The 24884-nt window shown below is 38.7% G+C and carries 17 protein-coding genes; 16 read left to right on the forward strand and 1 reads right to left on the reverse strand.

The window, feature by feature from the left end; genetic code table 11:
* Nucleotides 1–94 precede the first annotated feature (94 nt).
* From PZ892_RS05500 to PZ892_RS05550, 11 genes are all read left to right on the forward strand, one after another.
* Complete coding sequence (locus PZ892_RS05500) at nucleotides 95–1060, forward strand: hypothetical protein (protein WP_277712334.1); 966 nt, start codon at nucleotides 95–97, stop codon at nucleotides 1058–1060.
* Nucleotides 1061–1665: 605 nt separating this feature from the next.
* Nucleotides 1666–2814, forward strand: coding sequence for an Sb-PDE family phosphodiesterase (locus tag PZ892_RS05505; protein ID WP_277712335.1), 1149 nt, complete (start codon nucleotides 1666–1668; stop codon nucleotides 2812–2814).
* An 18-nt stretch (nucleotides 2815–2832) separates the two neighbouring features.
* On the forward strand, nucleotides 2833–6093 hold the full coding sequence (locus PZ892_RS05510) for a TonB-dependent receptor (protein WP_277712336.1): 3261 nt from the start codon (nucleotides 2833–2835) through the stop codon (nucleotides 6091–6093).
* A 10-nt stretch (nucleotides 6094–6103) separates the two neighbouring features.
* Complete coding sequence (locus PZ892_RS05515) at nucleotides 6104–7861, forward strand: RagB/SusD family nutrient uptake outer membrane protein (RefSeq protein WP_277712337.1); 1758 nt, start codon at nucleotides 6104–6106, stop codon at nucleotides 7859–7861.
* 305 nt (nucleotides 7862–8166) lie between these two features.
* Nucleotides 8167–9003, forward strand: a complete 837-nt coding sequence (locus PZ892_RS05520) for a PstS family phosphate ABC transporter substrate-binding protein (RefSeq protein ID WP_262890308.1) — start codon at nucleotides 8167–8169, stop codon at nucleotides 9001–9003.
* On the forward strand, nucleotides 8993–9883 hold the full coding sequence (gene pstC / locus PZ892_RS05525; protein WP_277712338.1) for a phosphate ABC transporter permease subunit PstC: 891 nt from the start codon (nucleotides 8993–8995) through the stop codon (nucleotides 9881–9883). The genes PZ892_RS05520 and pstC overlap by 11 nt, the downstream gene beginning before the upstream one ends.
* Entirely contained in the window at nucleotides 9873–10730 is an 858-nt protein-coding gene (gene pstA / locus PZ892_RS05530; RefSeq protein WP_182498984.1) for a phosphate ABC transporter permease PstA, read from the forward strand. Before pstC ends, pstA begins: the two co-directional genes overlap by 11 nt.
* Nucleotides 10720–11466: a phosphate ABC transporter ATP-binding protein PstB gene (gene pstB, locus PZ892_RS05535; protein WP_182498983.1), complete on the forward strand. Its 747-nt coding sequence runs from the start codon at nucleotides 10720–10722 to the stop codon at nucleotides 11464–11466. The genes pstA and pstB overlap by 11 nt, the downstream gene beginning before the upstream one ends.
* 254 nt (nucleotides 11467–11720) lie before the next feature.
* Entirely contained in the window at nucleotides 11721–12170 is a 450-nt protein-coding gene (locus PZ892_RS05540; protein WP_094256804.1) for a hypothetical protein, read from the forward strand.
* 156 nt (nucleotides 12171–12326) lie between these two features.
* Nucleotides 12327–13955: an IS1182 family transposase gene (locus PZ892_RS05545; protein WP_277712172.1), complete on the forward strand. Its 1629-nt coding sequence runs from the start codon at nucleotides 12327–12329 to the stop codon at nucleotides 13953–13955.
* Nucleotides 13956–14201: 246 nt separating this feature from the next.
* Complete coding sequence (locus tag PZ892_RS05550) at nucleotides 14202–16397, forward strand: S41 family peptidase (RefSeq protein ID WP_277712340.1); 2196 nt, start codon at nucleotides 14202–14204, stop codon at nucleotides 16395–16397.
* A gap of 12 nt (nucleotides 16398–16409) precedes the next feature.
* Here PZ892_RS05550 and PZ892_RS05555 read toward each other — a convergent pair whose 3' ends face one another.
* On the reverse strand, nucleotides 16410–17099 hold the full coding sequence (locus tag PZ892_RS05555) for an arylesterase (protein WP_277712341.1): 690 nt from the start codon (nucleotides 17097–17099) through the stop codon (nucleotides 16410–16412).
* Between the two features lie 41 nt (nucleotides 17100–17140).
* Between PZ892_RS05555 and PZ892_RS05560 the strand changes: the two genes are divergently transcribed.
* The 5 genes from PZ892_RS05560 (at nucleotide 17141) to PZ892_RS05580 (ending at nucleotide 24833) form a co-directional block, all read left to right on the forward strand.
* A complete protein-coding gene (locus PZ892_RS05560; protein ID WP_277712343.1) occupies nucleotides 17141–17812 on the forward strand; it encodes an ABC transporter ATP-binding protein in 672 nt (223 codons plus the stop codon).
* Nucleotides 17809–20340: an FtsX-like permease family protein gene (locus tag PZ892_RS05565; RefSeq protein WP_277712345.1), complete on the forward strand. Its 2532-nt coding sequence runs from the start codon at nucleotides 17809–17811 to the stop codon at nucleotides 20338–20340. The genes PZ892_RS05560 and PZ892_RS05565 overlap by 4 nt, the downstream gene beginning before the upstream one ends.
* A 65-nt stretch (nucleotides 20341–20405) precedes the next feature.
* Nucleotides 20406–22670: a S9 family peptidase gene (locus PZ892_RS05570; protein ID WP_277712346.1), complete on the forward strand. Its 2265-nt coding sequence runs from the start codon at nucleotides 20406–20408 to the stop codon at nucleotides 22668–22670.
* A gap of 60 nt (nucleotides 22671–22730) precedes the next feature.
* A complete protein-coding gene (locus PZ892_RS05575; protein WP_277712347.1) occupies nucleotides 22731–24227 on the forward strand; it encodes an NAD(P)H-hydrate dehydratase in 1497 nt (498 codons plus the stop codon).
* A 78-nt stretch (nucleotides 24228–24305) separates the two neighbouring features.
* Entirely contained in the window at nucleotides 24306–24833 is a 528-nt protein-coding gene (locus PZ892_RS05580) for a helix-turn-helix domain-containing protein (RefSeq protein ID WP_277712349.1), read from the forward strand.
* The last annotated feature ends 51 nt before the right edge of the window (nucleotides 24834–24884 follow it).

A 24884-nucleotide genomic window follows, 5' to 3' on the forward strand; every position in this document is an offset into this window, starting at 1 on the left:
TTGCCAAAGGAAACAATAACCTGAACAGTAACAAGTTTTATAGCTTGATATGTTCAGGTTGTTTTTTATTAAATTTAATCTTAAATAATTAATTATGAGGAGTCTTTGGGTTTTGCTAATGATCTTTTTGAATGCATTGAACTCTTCAGCGCAGGTCAATCTATTGAAAGATCCAAGTTTTTCAAGAGGCTTTTCTGTGTATATGGTTGAAGACGGAGTTCCTAACCTTCCTTTAACCATTAAAAAAATAATTGTAGTAGACTCTAATCAACATCAAGGTCCAGTATGGCAATTAGCGCAATGGAACAACTATAATAATAAAATTGAAAATGCCGCTTACAGTAAACAAAAGGGCATCGATATTTATAAAACCAGGTTTGGGAATGAGTTTCGAATAGATACAGCCAATAGGATGTTGCGATTGAAATTAAACACTTCTTCAGAGTATGGAAAAAACGAAGTAAGTCCCGATAATCCAAGAAAAGAAGGTCAGAAATGGCCACACTTACTGATTTCGCAGGATATTGAAAATCCAGCAGGTCGTTTGGCAAATCTAAGATCTGTAGAAATGCAAGTCACCTATGCTATCCTCGCGGTAAAGAATAATCATAGCAAGAAAAATTTTAATAAGAACCTGCATTCAGCCCAATTTCAATGGTTTCTTTCCATAAAGAATAATAATCAGGCTTCAGCAGGGTTTGGGGATTATTTTTGGTTCGGACTTTCCTTATATGATTTTAGGCATCAATTTGCGCCGCAATATGCCAACAAGGATTTCAATACTACCGCAAAGTTCATTTATATGCCTGATATGAAGGAGGTTTTAGGTGAAAACAATGTTAGTAAAGTTGGTTCTAAAGGTCAAATGCTGAAATACGATGTTTTCCCTGAAATCAAAAAAGCATTTCTTTTGGCGAAGGAGAATGGTTTTTTAAAGGATAGTCAATGGGAAGATCTCCATATTTCCCATTGTAATATTGGTTGGGAAGTGCCTGGTTCTTTTGATGTAAGCGCCCAGATTCAAGATCTCGGAATTATGCTGACCGAATTACACAATTAGATTCCTTTGCCAGGGGTATTTCTTCTATAAATTTTCTCCTTAAAATTCCCAAATCTATTCCTGCTATTAATTCAGTGTTCTGTATCAGAAAAACTTCAGGAAATATTCGAGTCAAAATTGGAGTTTCTGGGGACTTTCTCCGGACCTTCTTCGGAGATCAGTCGGATTTTGTTCGAGTTTTTTCGAAGGAGGTCCGAAGGAACTGCGGTCATTCTCCGACCGCTTCCTGAATTTGAATACTATTCATGTCGTATATGCATAGAACCGCATCATAAACCGAAAACAAAGTGATTTCTTAATAGGTTTATTTTTCTTAACAAATCTTATATGTTAAATAATTATTTTACAATCGTTATGAAATGCTGTTTTTTGAGTGTGTCTAGTAAAATTATTATTGATGATAATATAAGTAATTGATAACCATAATTATATATCGCTAATATTGAACGGAAAATTTAATTTTATTAATAATTATTCGGCACAAAATGATAAATTAATGTTTAAAATTCTTTTTTTTTATTAATTAATCGAAAACATATTCTTAATATTGTATTAACAAACCTTAATTATTTTTGCCGTTATAAATCAACCTAATAGTGTGAACTATGAAAATGAAATTATCCTTAATTGGAATCTTCTTTTTTTCGGTTAGCTTATTACAAGCACAGACTGATGATGGCATTATGCGTTTAACAGAATTCGCATATCCAAAAAAACGGCAAAATCTAACTATTCCCGATGTCAATGGCTATCAAGTATTGAAATGTGATTTTCACATGCATACGGTATTTACCGATGGTCATGTATGGCCAAATGTGAGAATTCAAGAAGCCTGGCGTGAAGGGTTGGATGCTATTTCATATACCGAGCATATGGAATATAATCCCCACAGTGCGGATGTAAAGGTAGACCACAATCGTTCGCATGACTTAGCTGTTGAACTGGCAAAGGAGAATAATATTGTTTTGGTCAAAGGAACGGAAGTAACAAGACAAACGCCTCCAGGACATTTTAACGCTTTGTTTATTCAAGATGCAAACGAATTAGTATCGGATAACAATTCCAATTTAGATCAGGAAGCAATCGACAAGGCTTACGCCCAAAAAGCATTTATTTTCTGGAACCACCCCGGATGGAAAGCAACTGCAATTCCAGGGTCCTATGAATGGATTGACTTTGTTGAGAAGATGTATCAAGAGAAAAAGCTGCATGGAATTGAGGTTGTAAATGGCTTAGGTTTTCATAAGAAAGCATTGGATTGGGCTTTGGACCGTAATTTAACCATTATTGGAAATACGGATATCCATAACCTGATTGCTCATGATTATAACATCGAGAAGCAAGGTGTGCATAGAACGATGACACTGGTCATGGCGAAAGATCGTACAGCTGCCGGAATCCGCGAGGCATTGGAAGCTGGTAGGACGGTAGTTTGGTCAAGTAATTACCTGTTTGGAAAGGAAGAAAATGTTAGAGATCTAGTAAAAGCATCGATTTCAGTTTCTCCAGCTTACCATGAGAAAACCAATGCAAAGACCAAGGTAAAAACCAATTATTACGAAGTTAAGAACAATAGTGATTTATATTTTGAGTTGGAATTAAAAGCAGGGAATGGCACCAAGAGATTGGTTTTATATCCAGAATCCACTCAAATCTTGACTGCCGACGCAGGGCAATCGAATTTAACCTATGAAATAATATCAACATTTATTCGGAGTGATAAGCATTTACAATTTGACATCAATTTAAAGTAAAAAGCGAATTCTAATTTTATGAAATCTTACATACCAATATTTCTATTGGCGGGGACTGTTTTGTCCTTACCAATCCAAAGCTCGGCTTCAAAATTGAGGACAGAGTTAATGAATTCAGTTGATTTTCAACAAACTATTTCGGGGAGGGTAGTTGATGGGAGTGGAAATCCAATTGAAAGCGCGACGGTTGCTATTCAAGGCAGCAATCGTGCTACAGCGACGGATAAGAATGGTCAATTTACCTTGGAAAGTAGTAAATCCAATGTGACATTGGTTGTCTCATTTGTCGGCTTCACCACCAAAACCCAACAGGTTTCAGGGGATTTGAACAATGTGGTTATTCAGCTGGACAACAAGAACGATCTAGAAGAGATCGTGGTTGTCGGGTACGGAACTCAAAAGAAGATCAATTTGACCGGAGCCGTTTCACAGGTAACCTCAGAGGTTCTTGAAAACCGCCCTGCGGCAAGTTTAAGTAGGATGTTGCAAGGAGCACTTCCCAATTTAAACCTAAAGATGGTTGATGGAAGTCCGACGCGCGGAGCAACTTTCAATGTGCGTGGATCAACCTCGATTGGTGCTGGAGGTAGTGCCTTGGTGTTGATTGATGGAGTAGAAGGAGATCCCAATATGATCAACCCGAATGATATCGAAAGTGTAACGGTATTAAAAGATGCCTCATCGGCAGCAATTTACGGGTCCAGAGCTGCGTTTGGGGTGGTATTGATTACCACGAAAAACCCGAAAGCCGGAAAAGCAACCGTAACCTTAAACTCTAACTTCTCAATGAATAACCGGGTGGTAGAACCAAAATTGGTGACCAATGGTTATGAATGGGCAAAAAACTTTAATGAAGCTTTTAATGCCTGGTATGATTATAAATCAACTCCAATTTCCGTAAATAACATATATCCATTTTCATTGGAATATTTGGAAGCTTTGAAACAGCATTCCGAGAATTCTGGAGGCGAGGAAGTTGTTTTCAATAAGGCGACGAATCGTTATGAGTATTTTGGAAATACCGATTGGTACAATATGGTTTATAGAGAAAATATGCCGAGTACCGAACAAGCTATGAGCGTATCCGGAGGAGGAGAAAAAGCATCATATTTCCTATCTGGCCGATATTTTCACCAAGGAGGATTATTCAATTTTAATCCAGACAAGTTTAACAAGTACAATATCCGTGGAAAAGGAGATGTCAAAGTTACAGATTGGTTGACCTTCCAGAACAATACAGAAATCAGCAGTTATGATTATCACTATCCTATGTTTGCAGATGGTGATGGCAATATCTGGAGGCAGTTTGAGCATCAGGGGTATCCAATGGCGGTAATTTATAATCCTGATGGAACTTATACCCATTCAGCTGCATATACCGGAATAGCTTCCTTTATTGAGGGGAATAACGCTTCTGACCTGAATAATACCGTTTTGCGAAATACCGCAGGAGTGATTATCAAACCGGTTAGCGGACTAACGCTAAAAGGAGATTTCACCTATTCCAGAACTTGGGAAGATGAGCAAAGAACCAATAATTATATCAATTATAGCAACTCACCGGGAGTAATAGATCGTTTTGGTCGAAGCTTATTGAGACAATTGGGCGAGCGTAAAAAATACCTTGCGGGGAACTTAACGGCAAACTATACCAAGAAATTTGCAGATAAGCATGATATCAATGCCTTATTAGGTTACAACGTAGAAACTCAAACCTTGAAAAAGTTGAATTCACAACGGGATGGTATTATTTTACCGAACAAACCGGATTTCAACTTAATGGATGGTTTGAATTTTAATATTACAGGTGGTGGTAATGAATGGGCATATTTGGGGTTATTCTACCGTTTCAATTACGCTTACGATAGTAAATACCTGATTGAGTTGAACGGTCGTTATGATGGATCGTCGAAATTTCCTGAGGACCAACGATTTGGTTTCTTTCCTTCGGTGTCAGCGGGATGGGTTGTTTCCAATGAATCGTTTTTCCAAGATGCAAAACCCTTGGTTAGTAATTTGAAGTTCAGAGCTTCCTATGGTTCATTAGGAAATGGAAACGTAGTACCATACCGTTATCTAGAACAGATGTCGGTGGCCAAAACCGGAGTAATCCTAGGGGGTGTTCAACCAAGTTATACATCCATTCCAGGAGTTATTCCATCCGGTTTAACCTGGGAGAGATCCACAACGTTTAACGTGGGTGCAGATTTGGGGTTCTTCGATAATGCCTTGAACTTTACTTTCGATTGGTATAACCGGATGACTTACGATATGTTTACCGTGGGTGAGCCATTACCAAATGTTTTTGGTGCGGCTGTTCCTTATGGAAACTTTGCGGACTTATCGACAAAAGGATGGGAATTGACGGTGAATTACAATAATCAATTTGAATTAGCCGGAAAACCATTTAACTGGGGGATCAATGGATCTTTATGGGATAGCAGATCCCATATTACTCGCTTCAACAATCCAAAAAAATTATTGAACAACTATTATGTAGGTCAGGAGATTGGTGAGATTTGGGGTTATGAAACCTTAGGTTTCTTTACTTCAGAAGAAGATGTTGCCAACCATGCAGATCAAAGTTTTATCCGTAACTCGAACAATAATGTTTGGTTACCTGGAGATTTGAAATTTGCAGACTTACCAAATCAAAACGGAGAAGTGGATGGTGTCATAAACTCAGGTGATAATACCGTAGATAATCCTGGAGACCGTCGCATTATTGGTAATAATTCAGCACGCTACCAATTTGGGTTTACCTTATCCGGAAAATGGAATGGGATAGGTTTATCGGCATTTTTCCAAGGGATTGCAAAGCGTGATTATTATTTCTCACCAGAAGCAGGCTTGTTCTGGGGTCCTTACAATAGACCTTATGGATATCAGCCAATCAAAATGATGGAGGATATGTGGTCAGAAGAGAATCCAGATGCTTATTTCCCTAGATATAGAGGTTATACCGCCTTGGGTACTGACCGTTCATTGGGAGCACCGCAAACCCGTTATTTACAAGATGCTTCTTATTTACGATTAAAATCATTGACCATTGACTATAATGTGCCACAAAAATGGTTACAGAAAACCAAGTTAGCCAATGTACAAGTCTTTGCAAGTGCGCAAAACTTATTCACTTTCTCAGGATTGTTTAAACATACCGAGAATTTTGACCCAGAAGTTATAGAGAAGCCAATTGGTGAATTAACCAATGGTTCAGGAGAGGGATACGCCTATCCACAATTAAAAACAACAACTTTTGGTCTTAACGTAACATTCTAATTCTACCATCATGAACTCAAAAATTAAATATAGTATATTAGGATTGGCTGCGCTGGCATTTACTTCATGTAGCAAAGATTTCTTGGACCGTGAGCCATTTGATAAATTAGTTCCAAACACTTATTTCACAACAGAGGCTGATTTACAGCTATATGCAAATTCCTTCTATCAACAATTTATCCCATCTGGATTATCCATTGTACAGGCGGATGAAATGGGTGAATATACCTCCAAGAATAATTCACCAAAATTTATCTCGGGAAATTTCTCAGCTGTTGATCAAGGGGCATGGAGCTGGACGAAACTTCGGAATATCAATTATTTCTTAAGTAAATACGATAATCCATCCATTCCAGAAGAAGCAAGGAAGCATTACTCAGGGGTTGCCCGGTTGTTCAGAGCCATGTTTTATTTTGATATGGTCAAAGATTATGGGGATGTGCCTTGGTATTCAAAGCCATTGGCAACAGAAGATAAAGAGTTATTATATAAGGGTCGCGATCCCAGACATGCGGTAATGGATTCTGTTCTTGCGGATTTGAATTATGCGGTAGCCAATATTCGTGATAAGAAAGACAATACCTCTTCCATGATGACAAAATGGGTAGCCTTGGGGATGAAATCCAGGATTTGTCTATTCGAAGGGACCTATCGCAAATATCATCCAGAGATCAAGTTGACCAATACAGCAGAAAAATGGTTGACCGAGTCGTTGAATGCTTCCAAGCAGCTTGTGGATTCAAAGCAATACTCCTTATACAGCACAGGCAATCCAAGCAAGGATTACCGAACTCTATTTACGAGTGAGAATCCCGTTTCAGGAGAGGTAATGTGGTCCAATGTTTATAATAATGCTTTAAAGAGATGGCATGAAATTACCTGGAAATTTAATTCAGCTACATTTGGTGCGAGATGGGGATTGAATAAACAATTTGTCAATACCTATTTGAATGTGGATGGAAGCCGTTTTACAGATCAAGCAGGATATGATGAGTTATTATTCGTAGATGAAATGAAGAATCGCGATCCACGATTATCACAGACGGTTCGCGGGTTGGGTTATAAACGTTCAGATGGATCTGCAGCACCTGCAAATTTTGGGTATACCTTTACAGGTTACCATATTATGAAATTCAGTTTGGATGACAAGCGATTAGATGGGGTAACAGAGGGGTACAATTCCATTACGATGATGCGTTATGCGGAGATCTTACTGAATTATGCGGAAGCATCAGCGGAATTAGGTAAATTAGCAGGTGATGCTGCCCTGTGGAATGAGACGATAGGAGCATTACGGACTCGTGCGGGAATCAGTTCAAAACAACCTGCAGATGTTGATCGTTATTTGCAACAGGTTTATTTCCCTGAAATTTCAGATAAATACTTGTTGGAAGTTCGCAGAGAAAGAGGAATTGAATTGGTTTATGAGGGTTTACGTTATGATGACCTGATGCGTTGGAAAAAAGGAACCTTATTAGAGATGCCATGGAAAGGTATTTATGTACCGGGAATGGATCAAGAAATGGATCTAGATGGCAATGGAACGCCTGATGTATCCTTTGTGACCAAAACACCATCAAGTCCAAAACAAGGAGTGTCCTATTTTGTTGTTGATGGAAAAGCGGCGAAATTGACTGAAGGCAGCAAAGGACATATTATCTGGCGAGCAGACGAGAATCGTAAGTTTGATGATAAAAAATATTTGAAGCCAATATCAAATGCGGATTTAGTAGTGAATCCAGATCTTGGTCAAAATCCCGGATGGTAATCCACCTAACTATTTAATTGAAAATAAAGCGTCCTTAGAAATTCTAGGGACGTTTTTTTATTGATTTTATTGATTCGCGACAAACATATAAAATTTCCTTGTTGGATATTTTTTACAGCGGATGGGCTAAAAGTTGGTCGGTTGGGTTAAGTCCTTACATAGATTTAATATTTTTATTACAATTTCTTTACACAAAAAACGCAAAGTACCTATTCGTTAATACTGGCTTAACATTTTGTTAATTCTTAATTTTCATTTTTGTGGAGATGAGAAAAGGTATTAATCGCATTTTTCCAATCCTAACCCTGTTAGGTACTACATTTTTCTATTCATGTAGTAATAATTCCAATTCAATTAAGATGAAAGGCTCTGATACTGAGGTTAATTTAGCAGTTAATCTAGCAGAGAAGTTTACCAAGCTTGATCCTACCTTCAGTATTGCCATTTCGGGTGGTGGGTCTGGATTAGGGATAACCTCCTTGATGAATGGTCAGGCTGACATCGCGAATTCATCGCGACCACTTTCCCAGGAGGAAGTTCAACAATTCAAGGACAAGAAGATTGATATCAAGACTGTTGTGTTTGCCGAGGATGCGACTGCATTTATCGTACATAAGGATTTACCCTTGGACTCCATCGATGTAGAGACCTTGGCTAAGATTATGGATGGCAGTATTCGTAATTGGTCTGAAGTATCAAAACATGATGCTCCCATTAATATTTATGGACGTCAAAGTAGTTCGGGAACTCATTCGTTTGTGAAAAAGAAGCTGAAGATCGAGTTTGCCAATACGGCAAAAGAGATGACGGGTAATGCACAAATTATTGAAGGGGTAAAGGCAGACCGTACTGGGATAGGTTATGTAGGTGCAGGCTATGTTGCACCCGAACCAAAGGAATCTCAAGGAATTAAGATATTAAAGATCAAGAAAGATAAACAAAGTGAATCCATTTCACCCATGGATCAAGATGCAATCAACAATGGGGTTTATTACTTTCAAAGGCCATTATATCAGTTTATCCTAGCAAAATCTTGGGATAAGGTTCGTCCGTTTATCAATTTTGAACGCAGTCCAAACGGCAGGGTATTGATAGAGGATCATGGTTATTACATATTAGAAAATCAAAAAAATGAAATATAGAGCGAGACTGTCGATGGACATATTTTTCAAATACGTTTTCAAGGCAACGGGATTCTTAGTATTGGCTTTATTGGGCGGGATTCTAGCGATGTTGGTTTACAATTCGTTTTCCTTTTTCCTGGATGTAAAGCCTTTGGATTTTATTACAGGGATGGAATGGAACCCTACGGGGAAGAATCCAAAGTATGGGATGGTTCCATTGATCCTAAGTACCACGATCGTGACATTTGGGGCGATGTTAATTGCGATTCCTTTGGGGATTGGGACAGCGGCATTCATTGCTGAATATGCGAGTCCGAGATTAAAGAATATTTTAAAGCCAGCGATTGAGATGTTGGCGGCGATTCCGTCGGTCGTTATTGGATTTTTGGGAATTGTGGTTGTGAGTCCGGGGATTGCGAGTTTAGCGGATTTATCCAATGGTTTAAATGCATTGAATGGTGCGATTTTATTAGCTGTAATGGCCTTGCCCACGATTATTACAGTTGCAGAAGATGCCATCCATGCTGTTCCAAAGACTTATAAGGAAGCGAGTTATGGGGTTGGAGCAACCAAATGGCAGACCCTTTGTAAAGTAGTCATTCCTGCGGCTGCGCCGGGTATTATTGCTGCGGTAATGTTAGGGGTTGGTCGTGCGATTGGTGAAACTATGACGGTTTTAATGGCAACAGGAAATGCATCCATCTTGCCGACGAGTATGTTTGACTCTGTAAAAACGATGACCGCGACGATTGCGATTGAAATGGGTGAGGTGCCTTATCAGACCACACACTATTTCGCACTATATGCGATTGCTACCGTATTATTTATTATGACCTTGGCTGCTAATATGTTAGGCGAGTATTTTATTAACCGATTCAGAAAATATCATGCAGCATAGAAAACTTAGATTCTCCAGTATTATAGAATGGGGGACATTATTGACAAGTACCTTATTGGTTTGTTTTTTCTTGGTTGTAGTAATTTGGGAAATTGTTTCCAAGGGATCAAGTCAGTTGTCCTGGAGTTTTGTCAGTGAGGTTCCTTCAGAAGGGATGACCCGCGGAGGTATCTTGACACCTATCATCGGTACAGTTTTATTAACCTTGATTACTGCATTATTTTCGATTCCATTTGGAGTAGCATGTGCGATTTATTTGCAGGAATATGCAGAGGATAATTGGTTAACCAGAACCATCAGGGCTTCTATTCGGAATCTTTCAGGTGTTCCTTCCATTATTTATGGATTATTTGGATTAGCATTATTTGTTCAAGCCATGCATTTTGGGACTTCCTTGATAGCTGCGGGATTAACCTTAGGCTTATTGTCCTTGCCTTATATTATTACCACGACGGAGGAGGCCTTGATGCGGATTCCAAATAGTACGAGGGAAGCAGCCTTAGCGGTGGGAGCGACCAAGTTTGAAACCATCAAGGATGTGATTATTCCATCGGCCATGTCTGGCATATTGACAGGGGTTGTTTTAACCCTTTCGCGTGCAGCAGGTGAGACTGCTCCGATATTATTTACAGGGGCAGCGTTCTATATAAATGGGACGAGTGCTTTTATCAATCAAGAGTTTATGGCCTTGCCATACCATTTATATATGTTGTCAACACAGCATCAATCGATCGATGAGGTTCGTCCGATTGCCTATGGTACAGCCTTGGTATTGATCATTGTTGTCTTTTTATTAAACCTGACAGCATTTTATATTCGTTACAAGTACAGAAAAAATGAAAACTAAACTATCCGCAGAAAATCTAAACATCAGTTTTGGTACCAAGCATGTACTGAACAATGTGAATGTGGAATTTGCTGAGAATGAAATCACAGCCTTAATTGGCCCTTCGGGATGCGGAAAGAGTACCCTATTGCGATCATTCAACAGAATGCATGACTTATCACCTGATGCAAAAATCACGGGGAGTCTGAAGTTGGAGAATTTGGATTTATATTCGAGAACTGTTCCAGTTACGGAGATTCGAAAACGTATTGGCATGGTATTCCAAAAAGCGAATCCATTTCCCAAAAGTATTTATGAAAACATAGCCTACGGATTAAAGATCAATAATTTGCCACATGACAAGGCTGTTATTGAGAAGGCCTTGCGTGAAGCCTTTTTATGGGAGGAGGTCAAGAACGACTTAAAGATGCCGGCCACTCGGTTATCAGGGGGGCAGCAACAGCGCTTGTGTATTGCCAGGGCAGTTGCCTTACGTCCGGAAGTTATCTTGATGGATGAGCCTTGTTCTGCTTTGGATCCGGTGAGTACCTTAAAAATTGAAGAACTAATCATGCATTTGAAGGAGAAATATACCATTGTGATTGTTACCCATAATATGCAACAAGCTCAACGTATCGCTGATAAAACAGTTTTTATGTATTTGGGTGAGGTTAAGGAAGAAGGGTTGACCAGTCAAATTTTTGGGAATCCGAACAATGAAGTTACTGCAAATTATATCACTGGCCAATTTGGCTAGGGGATCAAAAATATACGCTGCCGTTCCCTCTTAGTTTATTAAGTAGTTAAAATGAGAATCTTGAAGTACAGCGGTATTTCAAGATTTTCTTTTTTAGGTATGGTGATTTTATTTAATGTTATCCATCCAATTAGGTTATTATTATATTAATTAACTCATAATAAAAACATTAATGTTAGATTTTTGTTAAACAATTAAAATTATATTTGATTAATTAGAATTTAAATTATCTTTAACCATTAAATAATTAAGTTATGAGAAATTTATTTATTATCTCTGGCATGCTTGCTTTCAGTATGAGCAGTTGTGGTTTAAAAGGCTCTGGGGAAGCTGTTGTAGGGCCGCAATTGTTACCTATAGAATTTGTAGGGGAGCAAGATTCCACGATTCAAAATCCAAAAGGAAAAGCTATGTTGTATGCTGCTCCGGCGAATGTAGCAGATGTAGAAGCTACCTTAATTGCTGAAGTAGATTTTGAAGCCTCTTCAGTTCCATTTACGGTTGAATTTGAGGTGCCTTCAGAGCATCGTACGATGATTAAACCCGAGGTTCAGGAAACCGATTCTGTACAATATTTTGTCTCATTGGATTGGGATTCCAATGCCGATGGAAAAAAAGATTCAAGTGACGTGGTCATTGATTTTGACAAGCAATTTCCACATGTAGATTTAAAACAGTTGCATCAACAGGTATATTTAAGGTAGGATGTAGATATATGCTAGTGCTAGTTTTTTTTTTTGAATTTAAGGAGCTGTCTAAAAAGGTCTCTAAAAAAAAATAACCCCGTCATTAAAAAATGGCGGGGTTTTCTGTTTTTTGTCCTTAAGATTTAGTATCTTAAGGTGCACCCAAAAAACAATATGGCAAACATACAATTCAAAGCTCTTCCATCCAATAGTCCGAGTCTATTTCCTGAAAATATTTTTGATCGTATTCCATTGAACCATCCTGTTCGGTTGGTGAATCAGGTTGTTGATCAGTTGGATCTGGATCATATTATCCGACTTTATAAAGGGGGAGGCACTACTAGTTTCCATCCCCGGATGCTCATCAAAGTGTTGTTCTACGCCTATTTAAGCAATATCTATTCTTGCCGAAAGATTGAACGCGCCTTACAAGAGAACATCTATTTCATGTGGCTTTCTGGCAACAGTACCCCTGATTATCGTACGATCAACTATTTCAGGGGGAAGCGTCTTAAGGGGCAAATACAGGAGTTGTTTGCAAGTATCGTCCGGATGTTACATGAAATGGAGTACGTCAGCCTGAAAGTTCAGTATGTTGATGGTACCAAGATCGAATCTGCAGCTGGTCGTTATACGTTTGTATGGAAGAAATCGGTTGAGAAAAACAAGGTAAAGTTAGAAGCGAACATCGCTTCGGTTCTTGCCGATATTGATGCGCAGATTACCCAAGACCAATCTACATTAGGCAATCAAGAAGTTAGCAAGGCTATCGACAGCACGCAGCTGAAGGAAAAGATCAAAGCGATCAATGCAAAGCTCAAAGTGGCCAATAAGTCTACCGATAAGCAGCTTAAGAAACTCGAAGATGACTACTTGCCACGATTGCAGAAATATGAAGAACAGCTGAAAATACTAGGGGATCGCAATAGTTATAGTAAGACCGATACCGATGCTGTGTTTATGCGCATGAAAGAGGATCACATGAAGAACGGTCAACTCAAACCCGCCTACAATACACAGATCAGTACCGAGGAACAGTTCATCACCCATTACAGTATCCATCAGACTACCGCAGACACGACAACCCTACCGGAACATTTGGAAGGCTTTGAGTCCCGTTACGGAAAACAAAGTGAGTCAATCGTCGCAGATGCCGGATATGGCAGTGAGCAGAACTATGAGTTGTTGGAAGGACAGGATATAACCGCTTTTATCAAGTACAATTACTTCCATATGGAGCAGAAGCGAAAGCATAAGCAGGATCCTTTTTCGGTACAGAACCTATATTACAATGATCAGGAGGATTTTTATGTGTGTCCGGCAGGACAGAAACTAAGCTTTGTCGGACAAACAACCAGGGTCAGTACCAACGGATATGCCGCCCAGGTGAGCTGCTATCAAGCTCAGCGATGTGAGGGCTGTCCGATGCGTGATGGGTGTCATAAAGCACAGGGCAATCGTCTGATTGAAGTCAATCACCGCCTTGCTTGGCTCAAGGCTAAAGCTAGAGAAAGACTACTATCGACACAAGGGCTATACCATCGAAGCAAAAGACCCGTGGAAGTCGAAGCGGTATTTGGACAGATGAAAAGCAACAACAAGTTTACCCGCTTTAGTATGAAAGGACTCGAGAAAGTTACTGTGGAGTTCGGATTGATGGCTATTGCCCATAACCTAAGAAAATGGGCAAAAAAGTGGGAAAGCAAAACTTTAATTGGTAAACCTGGTGGCAACAACTCCCTATTTGCGATAAATCAAGCTATCAGCGTGATGAAAAGTACAGAAAATCGACTTGCAGCTTAATATTGTTTAAAATATAATTGAGATCAAGAAAGGTATTAAAACAAAAGAAGGTGCCTTTTTAGACACCTTCTTTTTCTTTTGGAAAGTTCGGGCATACTGGGAGCGGTATTCTCCCTTGACTTGAAGGTCAATGGTTAGAATACAAACGGAATTAACGTTTATTAACCTAATTGATTGAGTTTTAACTCCTGTTTAACAGTTGCATGCTATTTAAAAGTTTAGTTTTGATTAACAAATACCAATGTTATGCTTAAATTCCTGTTTTCACTTTCTTTCTTGATACTCCTACAATTTTTGGGGTTTTCACAAATAGATACCAATCGGTATAACCTGAGCTTTAAACATGTTGAAAATAATATTCCTAGAGGCTGGAAAATTGATGGCAGTATGTTTAGCGACTATCAAGCAACAAACAATGGGAGTGATACTACTATTTTTTCAATCAAAAATAAAGGACTTAGCCCAGATGAAGTTGGCTTTGTATATTTTGATATCGATGATAATTTTGCTGGGAAAAAGTTGACATTATATGCTGATATCAGTACAGATTCAATTGTTTCAGATGGATCAGCCGGTTTATATTTAAGCCTTATGCCTAAGGTTGATATTATGAATATGTTGGGAAATAAGGTTAATGGGACAACAGATTGGAATAATTATGGTATTTCTATAAACCTTAATCCGAAGGAAACAAAGAAAATTCGAATAGGGATATATGTAATTGGGAAGGGAACGGCTAAATTCAAGAATTTGAAATTACTTGTTGATGATATTGACTACAGTAAATCATCTGTTTACCAGCCTAAAATTTTATCAGATAGTATCTATAATTTTAATTCTCATGTTCCAGATTTTGAATTAACTAGCGAACGAATAAAACGGATAAAATTGACAGGTCAAGTATGGGGTTTATTGAAATATTTTCATCCACAAGTTATGGTTGGAAAATGGGATATGGATACGGAGTTGTTCAAATTTTTCCCTTCAATATTGAAGAATCAGTCCGCCCTTGAGTTTGAACAAGAAATTATCGGCTGGATTGATCAATTTGGTGTTTTTAATAAGCTGAATACTTTGAATCAACCTGAAACAGATTCTATCAAGTTAAAAGCAGACCATACTTGGATTGATAAACTTGATTTCTCTTCTGGTTTAAAACAAAAGCTAAAAGATCTGACCATGGCTGAAAAAGGCGATACGAATGTTTATGTAAGTTATTTTGGGTCGGCCAGTCATGTATCTTTAAATGAGTTTAAATATGCCTCGGTATCAAAATCGGATGTTGGTTTCCGATTATTGGGATTGTTCCGATATTGGAATACCATACAATATTATTATCCTTATCGTTATTTGATCGATACTCCTTGGGAATTAGAGCTTGAAAAATTTATCCCAACATTCGTTGCTGCGAATACGGAGGCCAAGTTAGATAGTGCGTATTTACAATTGTTTTCAAAAATTAATGATACGCATGCATTTTCAGAGTTATCAGATTATTACCATAGGGGAGTATTTGGAAAGCGCAGGTTGAGTTTTTCTACAAAACTAGTTGAAAATAATTTGGTAATCAATTCTTTAGGATCGGATAGCGTAGGATTGAGTAAATCTATTCAGGTGGGCGATGTTATTCAATCAATTGGGGGGATTCGAGTTTCCGAAAGGATTAAGGTATTACGACCATTTATTGCGGCATCAAATGAGGTTGTAGCAATGCGAGACCTTGCACAGCGATTGACACAGACCAATGCTGACAGTTTAGAACTCCGGATTTCAAATGGAAATAAAGAGCGAACCATTACGGTTCCTACCTATTCTTTTGAGGAGGTAAGACCCTTTCCACAAGATACTCGACCTTATTATCTAATTGATGCTGATATAGCTTATCTTAATATTGGGAATTTTGTTGAGGATGATTTTGAAGATTTTATTAAAATATTAGAAGCATCGAAGGGGTTAATTTTGGATTTCAGGGGATATCCCAAAATCTATTCACATGAATTATTTGCAAAATATTTATTTTCGAAGAAGAGTGAATATGTGAAATTCAGTTCCAATATGGGATTTAGGCCTGGAGAATTTAGGTTTAGTTATTCATCATTTTTAAAACATGAAGGGGCGCCACTTTACAAAGGCAAGGTAATCGTATTGATCAATGAGGATACACAAAGCGCTTCCGAGTATCAGGTTATGGCTCTTCGACAATCAGCAAATGTGACAGTTGTGGGATCTACAACTGCAGGGGCTGATGGGAACATTAGTTGGATTCCACTTCCATTCGGATATAGAACAGCTTTCTCAGCACTTGGGGTTTATTATCCAGACGGAACGGAAACCCAAGGGCTGGGTATCGTTCCTGATATAAAGGTTGAGCTTAAAGTGAAGGATGTTCGAAACCATCATGATCCTTATCTTGCAAAGGCACTGCAGTTAATCAATAAATAAAATTAGTAAGATTTATTGCACTATTGATTTTAAGTGTTGCCAAACGTTGTTTGCGAGAATTTCTTGACCTTCTTTGGTAGGGTGTACTCCGTCATTTTGATTTAGATTTTGTATTCCAGCAACTTTATCCAATAAGAAGGGTACAAGAGTCATATTTTGTTCTTTGGCTAATTTGGGGAAGATTGCTGCAAAGTCATTAAAATATTTTTCTCCCATGCTCGGTGGAACCATCATTCCAGCCAATACCATTTTGCATTCAGGATAAGCCTTTTTAACTTTATTGACTATTTCATTTAAATTTTGATAGGTAGACTCTGTAGAGATTCCTCTTAAACCATCATTAGCACCTAATTCTAATACAAATACATCGACTTTTTCCTTTAATAGCCAGTCGATCCGGTCTTTTCCACCTGCTGATGTTTCACCACTTAATCCGGCATTAATACAAGTATAAGGTAATTTCAAGGAATCAATTTTTTGTTGAATCAAAGCTGGAAATGCCAAGGATTGATCATCTAGCCCTAAACCAGCGGTCAAGCTATTACCAAAAAATAAGATGCGTTTTGTTGTTTCCGTAGGGATGGAATCAGATTTTGTAATATCTGTTGGAGCACTTGTATTGTTCTGTTGATTGGCATTATTGCAAGATGCAAGTAAAAAAACTGCTAAAATGATAGAGATTAGGGGTTTCATGTGATTCATCTAGCTAATTTAATTAAAAAATATCTATAAATTTATTAGATATGACATCAACTATGATCCTACAAGTGCAGCATGTCTTCAAGAGTTATCAGATTGGAGATCATCAATTACCCGTTTTACAAGATATAAATTTTGAGATAGAGGCCGGTTCGACGGTGGCCATTGTTGGACCTTCAGGAAGTGGTAAAACTACTCTTTTGGGTTTATGTGCAGGTTTGGACCAGAGCACCGAGGGAAATATTATTTTGGATGGGATTCAACTAAGTGGTTTAAACGAGGATAAATTGGCCCAAATCAGAAATAAACATGTGGGCTTTGTCTTTCAAAATTTTCAATTGCTACCAACCTTGACCGCTTTAGAAAATGTGTTGGTTCCGATGGAATTGCGGGGACAAAGAAATAAGCAGAAAGAGGCCTTGGAGTTGTTGGACCGAGTTGGATTGTCTGGACGTGCGGATCATTATCCATCGCAATTATCTGGTGGAGAGCAGCAACGCGTTTCCTTAGCTCGAGCCTTTGCGAACCGGCCAAAGATTTTATTTGCGGATGAACCGACTGGGAATTTGGATGCGGAAACCAGTGCTATTATTGAGGAAATGCTATTTCAATTAAATCAGGAGTCAGGGACTACCTTGGTTATCGTGACGCATGATTTGGATTTGGCGGCAAAGACACAAAAAATAATTCCAATCAAGGGAGGGAAGATTCAATGAATTGGCGATGGATTTTCTTAATGGCCTGGCGGGATAGCCGCAAAAACAGGTCGAGATTATTTCTGTTTATTTCTTCTATAATTTTAGGGATTGCGGCCTTAGTCGCCATGAATTCCTTTAATGAGAATTTACGGAGGGATATTGATAGTCAGGCAGCGGAATTGATAGGCGCAGATCTGGAGTTGGAGAGTAGGCGGGAGCCATCTGCTGAGGCCATGCAATTCATAGATTCACTTAAAGGCTTGAGTGAGGATTTTGCAAAGGAAGAGCGATTCATGTCGATGATCCGTTTTCCGAAAGCTGATGGATCGCGATTAGTTCAAGTCCGAGCGATTGAAGGGAGTTATCCCTTTTATGGGGATGTAGAAACCAATCCCGCACATAGTTTTAAAGAATTTGGCAAGGATAAGGCTATCTTTGTTGAGAATTCACTTTTATTACAATTTGACGCCCATGTCAGAGATTCCATTCAATTAGGGAACAATAGTTATGAAATCTGGGGGAATGTTTTATCCCAACCAGGGCAGACAGCAATTTCTGGGGCGATGGCTCCTTCGGTATTTGTACCGATCGAGCAGTTAAAGAATTCTGGTTTACAACAGACAGGAAGCAGAATTGAGTATCATTATTATTTTAAGCTTCCCAAAGGGTTTCAGGTAGATAAGAAGGTTAAAGAGCTTGAGAATAGAATTACGGAATTGCAATTGAGGGCATCCACGATTCAGAGCACCAAAGAAAATACTGGGCGATCCTTTGCAGATATGGCCAGTTTTATGGAGTTGGTAGGGTTTGTAGCCTTATTACTAGGTTGTATTGGCGTATCCAGTTCAGTTCAGATTTATGTGCGGGAGAAATTACTCTCCGTTGCTGTATTACGATGTCTAGGAGCAACAGCGAAGCAGGCTTTTTATATATTTTTGGTTCAATTTGCAGGAATAGGACTCATAGGAGGTTTTATAGGTGCTGTCCTAGGTTCTTTGATTCAATATATCATTCCAGTGGTAATGCAGGATGTATTACCCGTAAGTTTAAGTACAGGAATCTCTTGGCTTGCCGTTCTTGAAGGGATAGCACTCGGACTTGTTATAGCGGTTTTATTTGCCTTGTTACCCTTGTTATCTGTTCGGAAAATATCACCATTAAATTCTATTCGGGTTTCAGACAAGGAAGAGAGTGTTTTGAAGGATAAGATGAGCTGGTGGATTTATATATTGATTCTTGTATTTATTACCTTGTTTGCTCGCCTACAAATGCCAAATTGGGGGCAAACCATCATTTTTGTGCTAGGCGTTGGGGTGACCTTTTTGCTACTTTATTCAGTGGCAAAGGTATTCACTTTTTTGATCAAGAAATATTTCCCAAAAGGCTGGCCATATTTATGGCGGCAGGGCTTATCGAATTTATATCGTCCGAACAACCAGACCGTTATTTTGATGATATCCATAGGGTTGGGTACAGCATTGATTGCCACGATGTTTTTGGTTCAGGATCTATTGATTAACCGGGTTAAGCTATCTTCTGAGCAGAGTCAGGCGAACATGATCATGTTTGATATTCAGCCCTCACAGCGGGCACCTTTGGATGCCTTAGCAAAATCGGAAGGCTATCCGATATTAGAATCTGTGCCGGTTGTTACCATGCAATTGGCGAGTGTGAATGGGGTGACCTTAAAGGATGTAGTAGCAGATACGAGTAATGAAGTAAGTTCGCGTGCGTTTCGAGGGGAGATCCGAGCAACGTATAGGGATTCCTTGACGGCAACCGAGCGGATCACTTCAGGAAAATGGGTTTCAAAGGTTGGTGGTTCTGATACCGCTATAGTTTCCTTGGATAAAAATTATGCTGAGAACATCAAAGTTAAAGTTGGGGACAAGCTATCTTTCAATGTGCAGGGATTAATCATTCCGGCGAAGGTTGGCAGTATCCGGCAAGTTGATTGGAATAGGTTTCAATCGAATTTTCGGGTGGTCTTTGCATCCGGAAGTATTGATAAAGCGCCTCAATTCTATTTGATGATGGCCAAGGTTCCAACAGAACTAGAGTCCAGTAAGTTTCAACAGAAAATTGTCAACAGTTTTCCGAATGTATCCGTGATTGATATGAATGCTGTTTTGATGGTGTTGCAGGAGATATTGGATAAGATTGGTTTTATAATACAATTTATGGGGGCATTCAGTATTCTTACTGGAGTTATTGTCCTTATTTCATCCGTACGGATCAGTAAATATCAGCGGATTCGAGAGAATGTTCTGTTAAGAACGATAGGAGCCAGTAGGAAGCAAATATTTCTCATTACGATCAGCGAATATTTATTTCTAGGCTTATTATCGGCTCTGACAGGGATAGTCATAGCGGTAATTGCGAGTTATTTGTTGGCTATTTTTGTTTTTGAAGCCGTGTTTGTTCCATCCTTTCTGATGATATTCATCTTGATGGTTGTGATTGTAGGATTAACGGTACTGATAGGATTGATTAATAGCTTGACAGTCATCAATCGTTCCCCATTGGAGGTGTTGAGGAAAGAATAATTTTTACTAGGAAATTGTTGCTATAATTTAATTAAATTTAAGGACCATTTAATTAAATTTTGATTATGAAAAAATTATTCACACTGCTGTTATTACTTTTGAGTATGATAACAACGAAAGCTCAAGTTGCTGGTGATTGGAAAGGTGAATTGGAAGCCCAAGGCACCAAAATGGAAATGATCTTCCACATCAGTGAAAAAGACGGAAATTTATCGGCTACCCTAGATATTCCAGCACAAGGTGCATCAGGATTAGCGATGACGACTGCAAAGTTTGAAAACAATAAGCTTAATCTTGCGATGGAACAGGCTGGTTTCTCTTATGAAGGGGAACTGAAAGGGGAATCCATTGAAGGGAAATTTAAACAAGCTGGGATGGAGTTTCCGCTCCTATTAAAGAAGACAAAAATTACGAAGCCAGGGGATCCGAGTTTAGTTTCTTCGGAAGCTGAGCTTGCGAAATTAATTGCACTTGGCAATGGAAATTACAAGTACAAGGTTGAAGACTATTTTGCGAAGCCAAAATCATCAAGTTTTGCACTTTCACCGAATGGTAAATACATTTCCTATCGGGAGAAAGATGAAAAAAATAAGCGACATGTGATGATTAAGGAGGTAGCAACAGGCAAGGTTGTGCGTGCCATTGAGGAGAAGGATGAATTGATTCGTGGCATGGGCTGGGTAAATGATGAGCGATTGGTTTACATTATGGACCAAGGCGGGAATGAGAATTACCATTTATATGCTGTTAATATTGACGGAAGTAATAATATAGACCTTACTCCATTTGAAGGTGTTCAAGCTGGCATCCTAAATATGCTGAAGGAGCAAAAAGATTATATCATTATTCAAATGAATAAGGATAATAAGCAGATTTTTGAGCCATATAAAGTCAATATTCAGACAGGTGCGATGGAGAAGTTATTTACGAATACGGATCCGGAAAATGCTATCGTAGGCTATGAGTTTGATAAGGATGGGGTTTTGCGCGGTTATGGGAAAATGCTAAATGGAATAAATACCCAATTTTTCTATAAGCCACAAGGCAAGCAAGATTTTGAATTATTTGGAACCACAAAATGGTATGATACGTTTTCTGTTTTGTCCTTTAATTATGCTTCGAAGAATCCAGATGAAGCCTACGTTTTAACAAACCTTGATTCGGACAAGGCCAGAATTGTGTTATATGATTTAGCTGCGAAGAAAATTATCAAGGAAATTTATTCAAACCCAGATTATGATGCGACGATCCTAGGTCTTTCGAGAAAGAGAAACTGGGAGTTGGATTATGTGGGTTATGAAGGCGAAAAGGTTGAGATAGAGCCTAAGAGTAAGACCTTTAAAGGCATTTTTGATTTATTTCAAAAGGAGTTCCCGAATTATGAATATGTGATTGTTGGCAAGACGGATAATGAAGACCAGTATTTGGTAATGGTCCAAAGTGATAAGCTTTATGGAAAATATTACCATTTGGATGCCACATCGAATAAGATTACGTTGTTATATGATTTGATGCCACAGTTGAAGGAGGCTGATATGGCTGATATGCGTCCTATTACCTTTAAATCGAGGGATGGCTTGACTCTTCATGGATATATAACGCTTCCAAAGGCTGCGCTTGAGGGGAAGAAAGTTCCATTAATTGTAAATCCGCATGGAGGTCCACAAGGAGTTCGGGATAGCTGGGGCTTCAATCCGGAGACTCAGTTGTTTGCGGCGCATGGATTTGCAACCCTTCAGGTTAATTTTCGAGTATCTGGAGGCTATGGGAAAGAATTTTTGAAGGCAGGTTTTAAGGAGGTCGGTAGAAAGGCGATGGATGATGTGGAGGATGGAATTCAATATGTCATCGACCAAGGTTGGGTTGATAAGGATAATGTAGCTATTTATGGCGGTTCACATGGTGGATATGCAGTTCTACGTGGATTAACGAAGACGCCAGATTTATATAAAGCAGGTGTTGATTACGTAGGAGTTTCTAATATTTTCACTTTATTGAATTCAATTCCGGAATATTGGAAGCCCTATCTTGAAATGTTATATCAGGTTTGGTATGATCCAAATAACAAAGAAGAGGCAGAAATTGCGAAGGAGGTTTCTCCCTTATTTCACGTTGATAAAATAAAAGCACCATTATTTGTTGTACAAGGGGCGAATGATCCAAGGGTAAAAATTGCGGAAGCAGATCAGATTGTAAAAGCTTTAAGAGAGAAAGGGGTCGATGTGCCGTATATGGTAAAATATGATGAGGGTCATGGATTTGGAAAAGAGGAGAATCAGATAGAATTCTATAAGGCCATGATGGGCTTTTTCCACAAACATTTAAATTAATCTGTTGTTATATAACTGTATAGCTCCTAAATTTAGGGGCTATACTTATTTAATATCCTTATGAAAATTCTAAACACACAGCAGTTAAAAGTGGTGGATCAAGAGACCATTCAAAATGAAGGAATCAGTTCATGGGAATTGATGGAACGAGCATCCCATATGGCTACATCAGCTATTTTGGATGATTATTCAGAAGAGATTAAGTATTCTTCCATTGTGGTGATCTGTGGAAAGGGAAATAATGGAGGTGATGGCTTGTGTATTGCCCGGATTTTACGCGAATCAGGATACCCAGTTACAATATGTCTGATAAAATCGGAGGATTATTCGGGGGATAATCTGATAAACCAGAAGATGTTGGATGATATCCAATATTTCGAATTAAATGAAGAACTGGAATTACCGACAGAAGGATTTTTGATTGATTGTTTATTTGGGTATGGATTGAGTTCGCCACTTGGGGAAGATTGGATGGAAATTATCGATCAGATCAACGAATTTCCAGGGAGAATCCTTTCTATTGACATGCCTTCGGGATTAATGGTTGATGGCATTGGAGAAAATATGAACCCTATTGTCTGTGCGGAAAAGGTATATACTTTTCAGGTTCCCAAATTAGCCTTGTTGCTTCCGGATAATTCCGATTTTGTTGGGGAATTTGAGCTTGTCAATATAGGCTTGGATAATTATTCGATTAATAAACAGGAAACCAGCATGCGGTATGTGGATTCAGATATGCTGGATGTTCTGTATCGTTCAAGGACAAAATACGATCATAAGGGAACCTTTGGTCATGTTGCCATTATTGGGGGGAGTTTGGGCAAAATAGGTTCGGTTTTATTGGCATCCAAATCAGCTTTAAAATCAGGCTGCGGTTTGGTAACCGCCTATATTCCTAGATGTGGCTATCAAATTCTTCAAATTGGGTTTCCTGAGGCGATGGTTCAACTGGATTCATCGGAGGATTTGTTGGTTGACTTTAATGTACAAGGATCCTTTTCGGCGATTGGGATTGGTATTGGGATGGGACGCAATGAAGAAACGATTCGCGGATTTGGAATCTGGTTACAATCATTAGCAGAAGATGTAAAATTAGTTTTGGATGCCGATGCATTGAATATTTTGTCAGAGCAAGAGCATTTATTACGATATATACCTAAGAATAGTATTATGACGCCACATCCGAAGGAGTTGCGACGTTTGATTGGGGATTGGTCGAATGATCTGGATAAATTGGAAAAGGCGAGGGCATTTTCAAAGGAATATCAAATCATATTAATTATTAAAGGGGCGAATACCTCGATAATTAATCCGTCGGGAGAGATTTATTTTAATTCGACTGGCAATCCAGGGATGGCGACCGGTGGTTCTGGCGATGTCTTGACAGGGATTATCAGTAGTTTGTTGGCCCAAGGTTATTCGGCTTTTGATGCGGCCGTTTTAGGAGTTTATATTCATGGATCTGCCGGCGATTATGCCAAAGATTGGGTAGGTGAGACCAGTTTGGTTGCTACCGATATCATTGAACATTTAGGTTCAGCATTTATGGAGTTTTAAGGGAATTCCTGAAATTATGATAAAGAAATGATGTTGTAGGTCAATTTGTGTCCGATAAATATTCTTTATCTTTACTTTATGCAAATTCACATCAAGAATATGGTTTGTCCACGTTGTATTATGGCAGTGGAACAGATATTGAATCGAATGGAAATTCCATTTGGCGAGGTGAATATTGGGTCCGTAAATCTTAGTCGGAATCTTTCAGAGGAAGAGCAGATTATTTTTGATCAGGAGCTTCAGATGATTGGTTTTCAGGTTTTGAAGGATAGGAAGGCGGTTTTGGTGGAGGAGATAAAAATCGCTCTAGCAGAGATGATCAGTGATGAAAATGCAATGTTGATTAAGACCTCCAGCTATTTGTCGGAAAGATTTAGCCTGGAATATTCTTATTTAAGCAATGTATTTTCCGAAGTTCATGGAGAAAGCATTGAGAAATATCTAATAGGGATTAAAGTAGATAAGGTTAAGGAGTTGCTGGGATATGATGCTACTTTGGCTGAAATAGCATCCCAATTACAATATAGCAGTATTGCTCATTTAAGTAATCAATTTAAAAAGACCACAGGACTGAGTCCATCAGCTTATAAAAAGCAATTGGTCTAAGGATATACAACAAAAAAGCTCGCTAATCGCGAGCTTTTTTGTTGTATAAGG

The sequence above is a fragment of the Sphingobacterium sp. WM genome (assembly GCF_029542465.1).
In the GTDB taxonomy this organism is placed as follows: domain Bacteria; phylum Bacteroidota; class Bacteroidia; order Sphingobacteriales; family Sphingobacteriaceae; genus Sphingobacterium; species Sphingobacterium cellulitidis.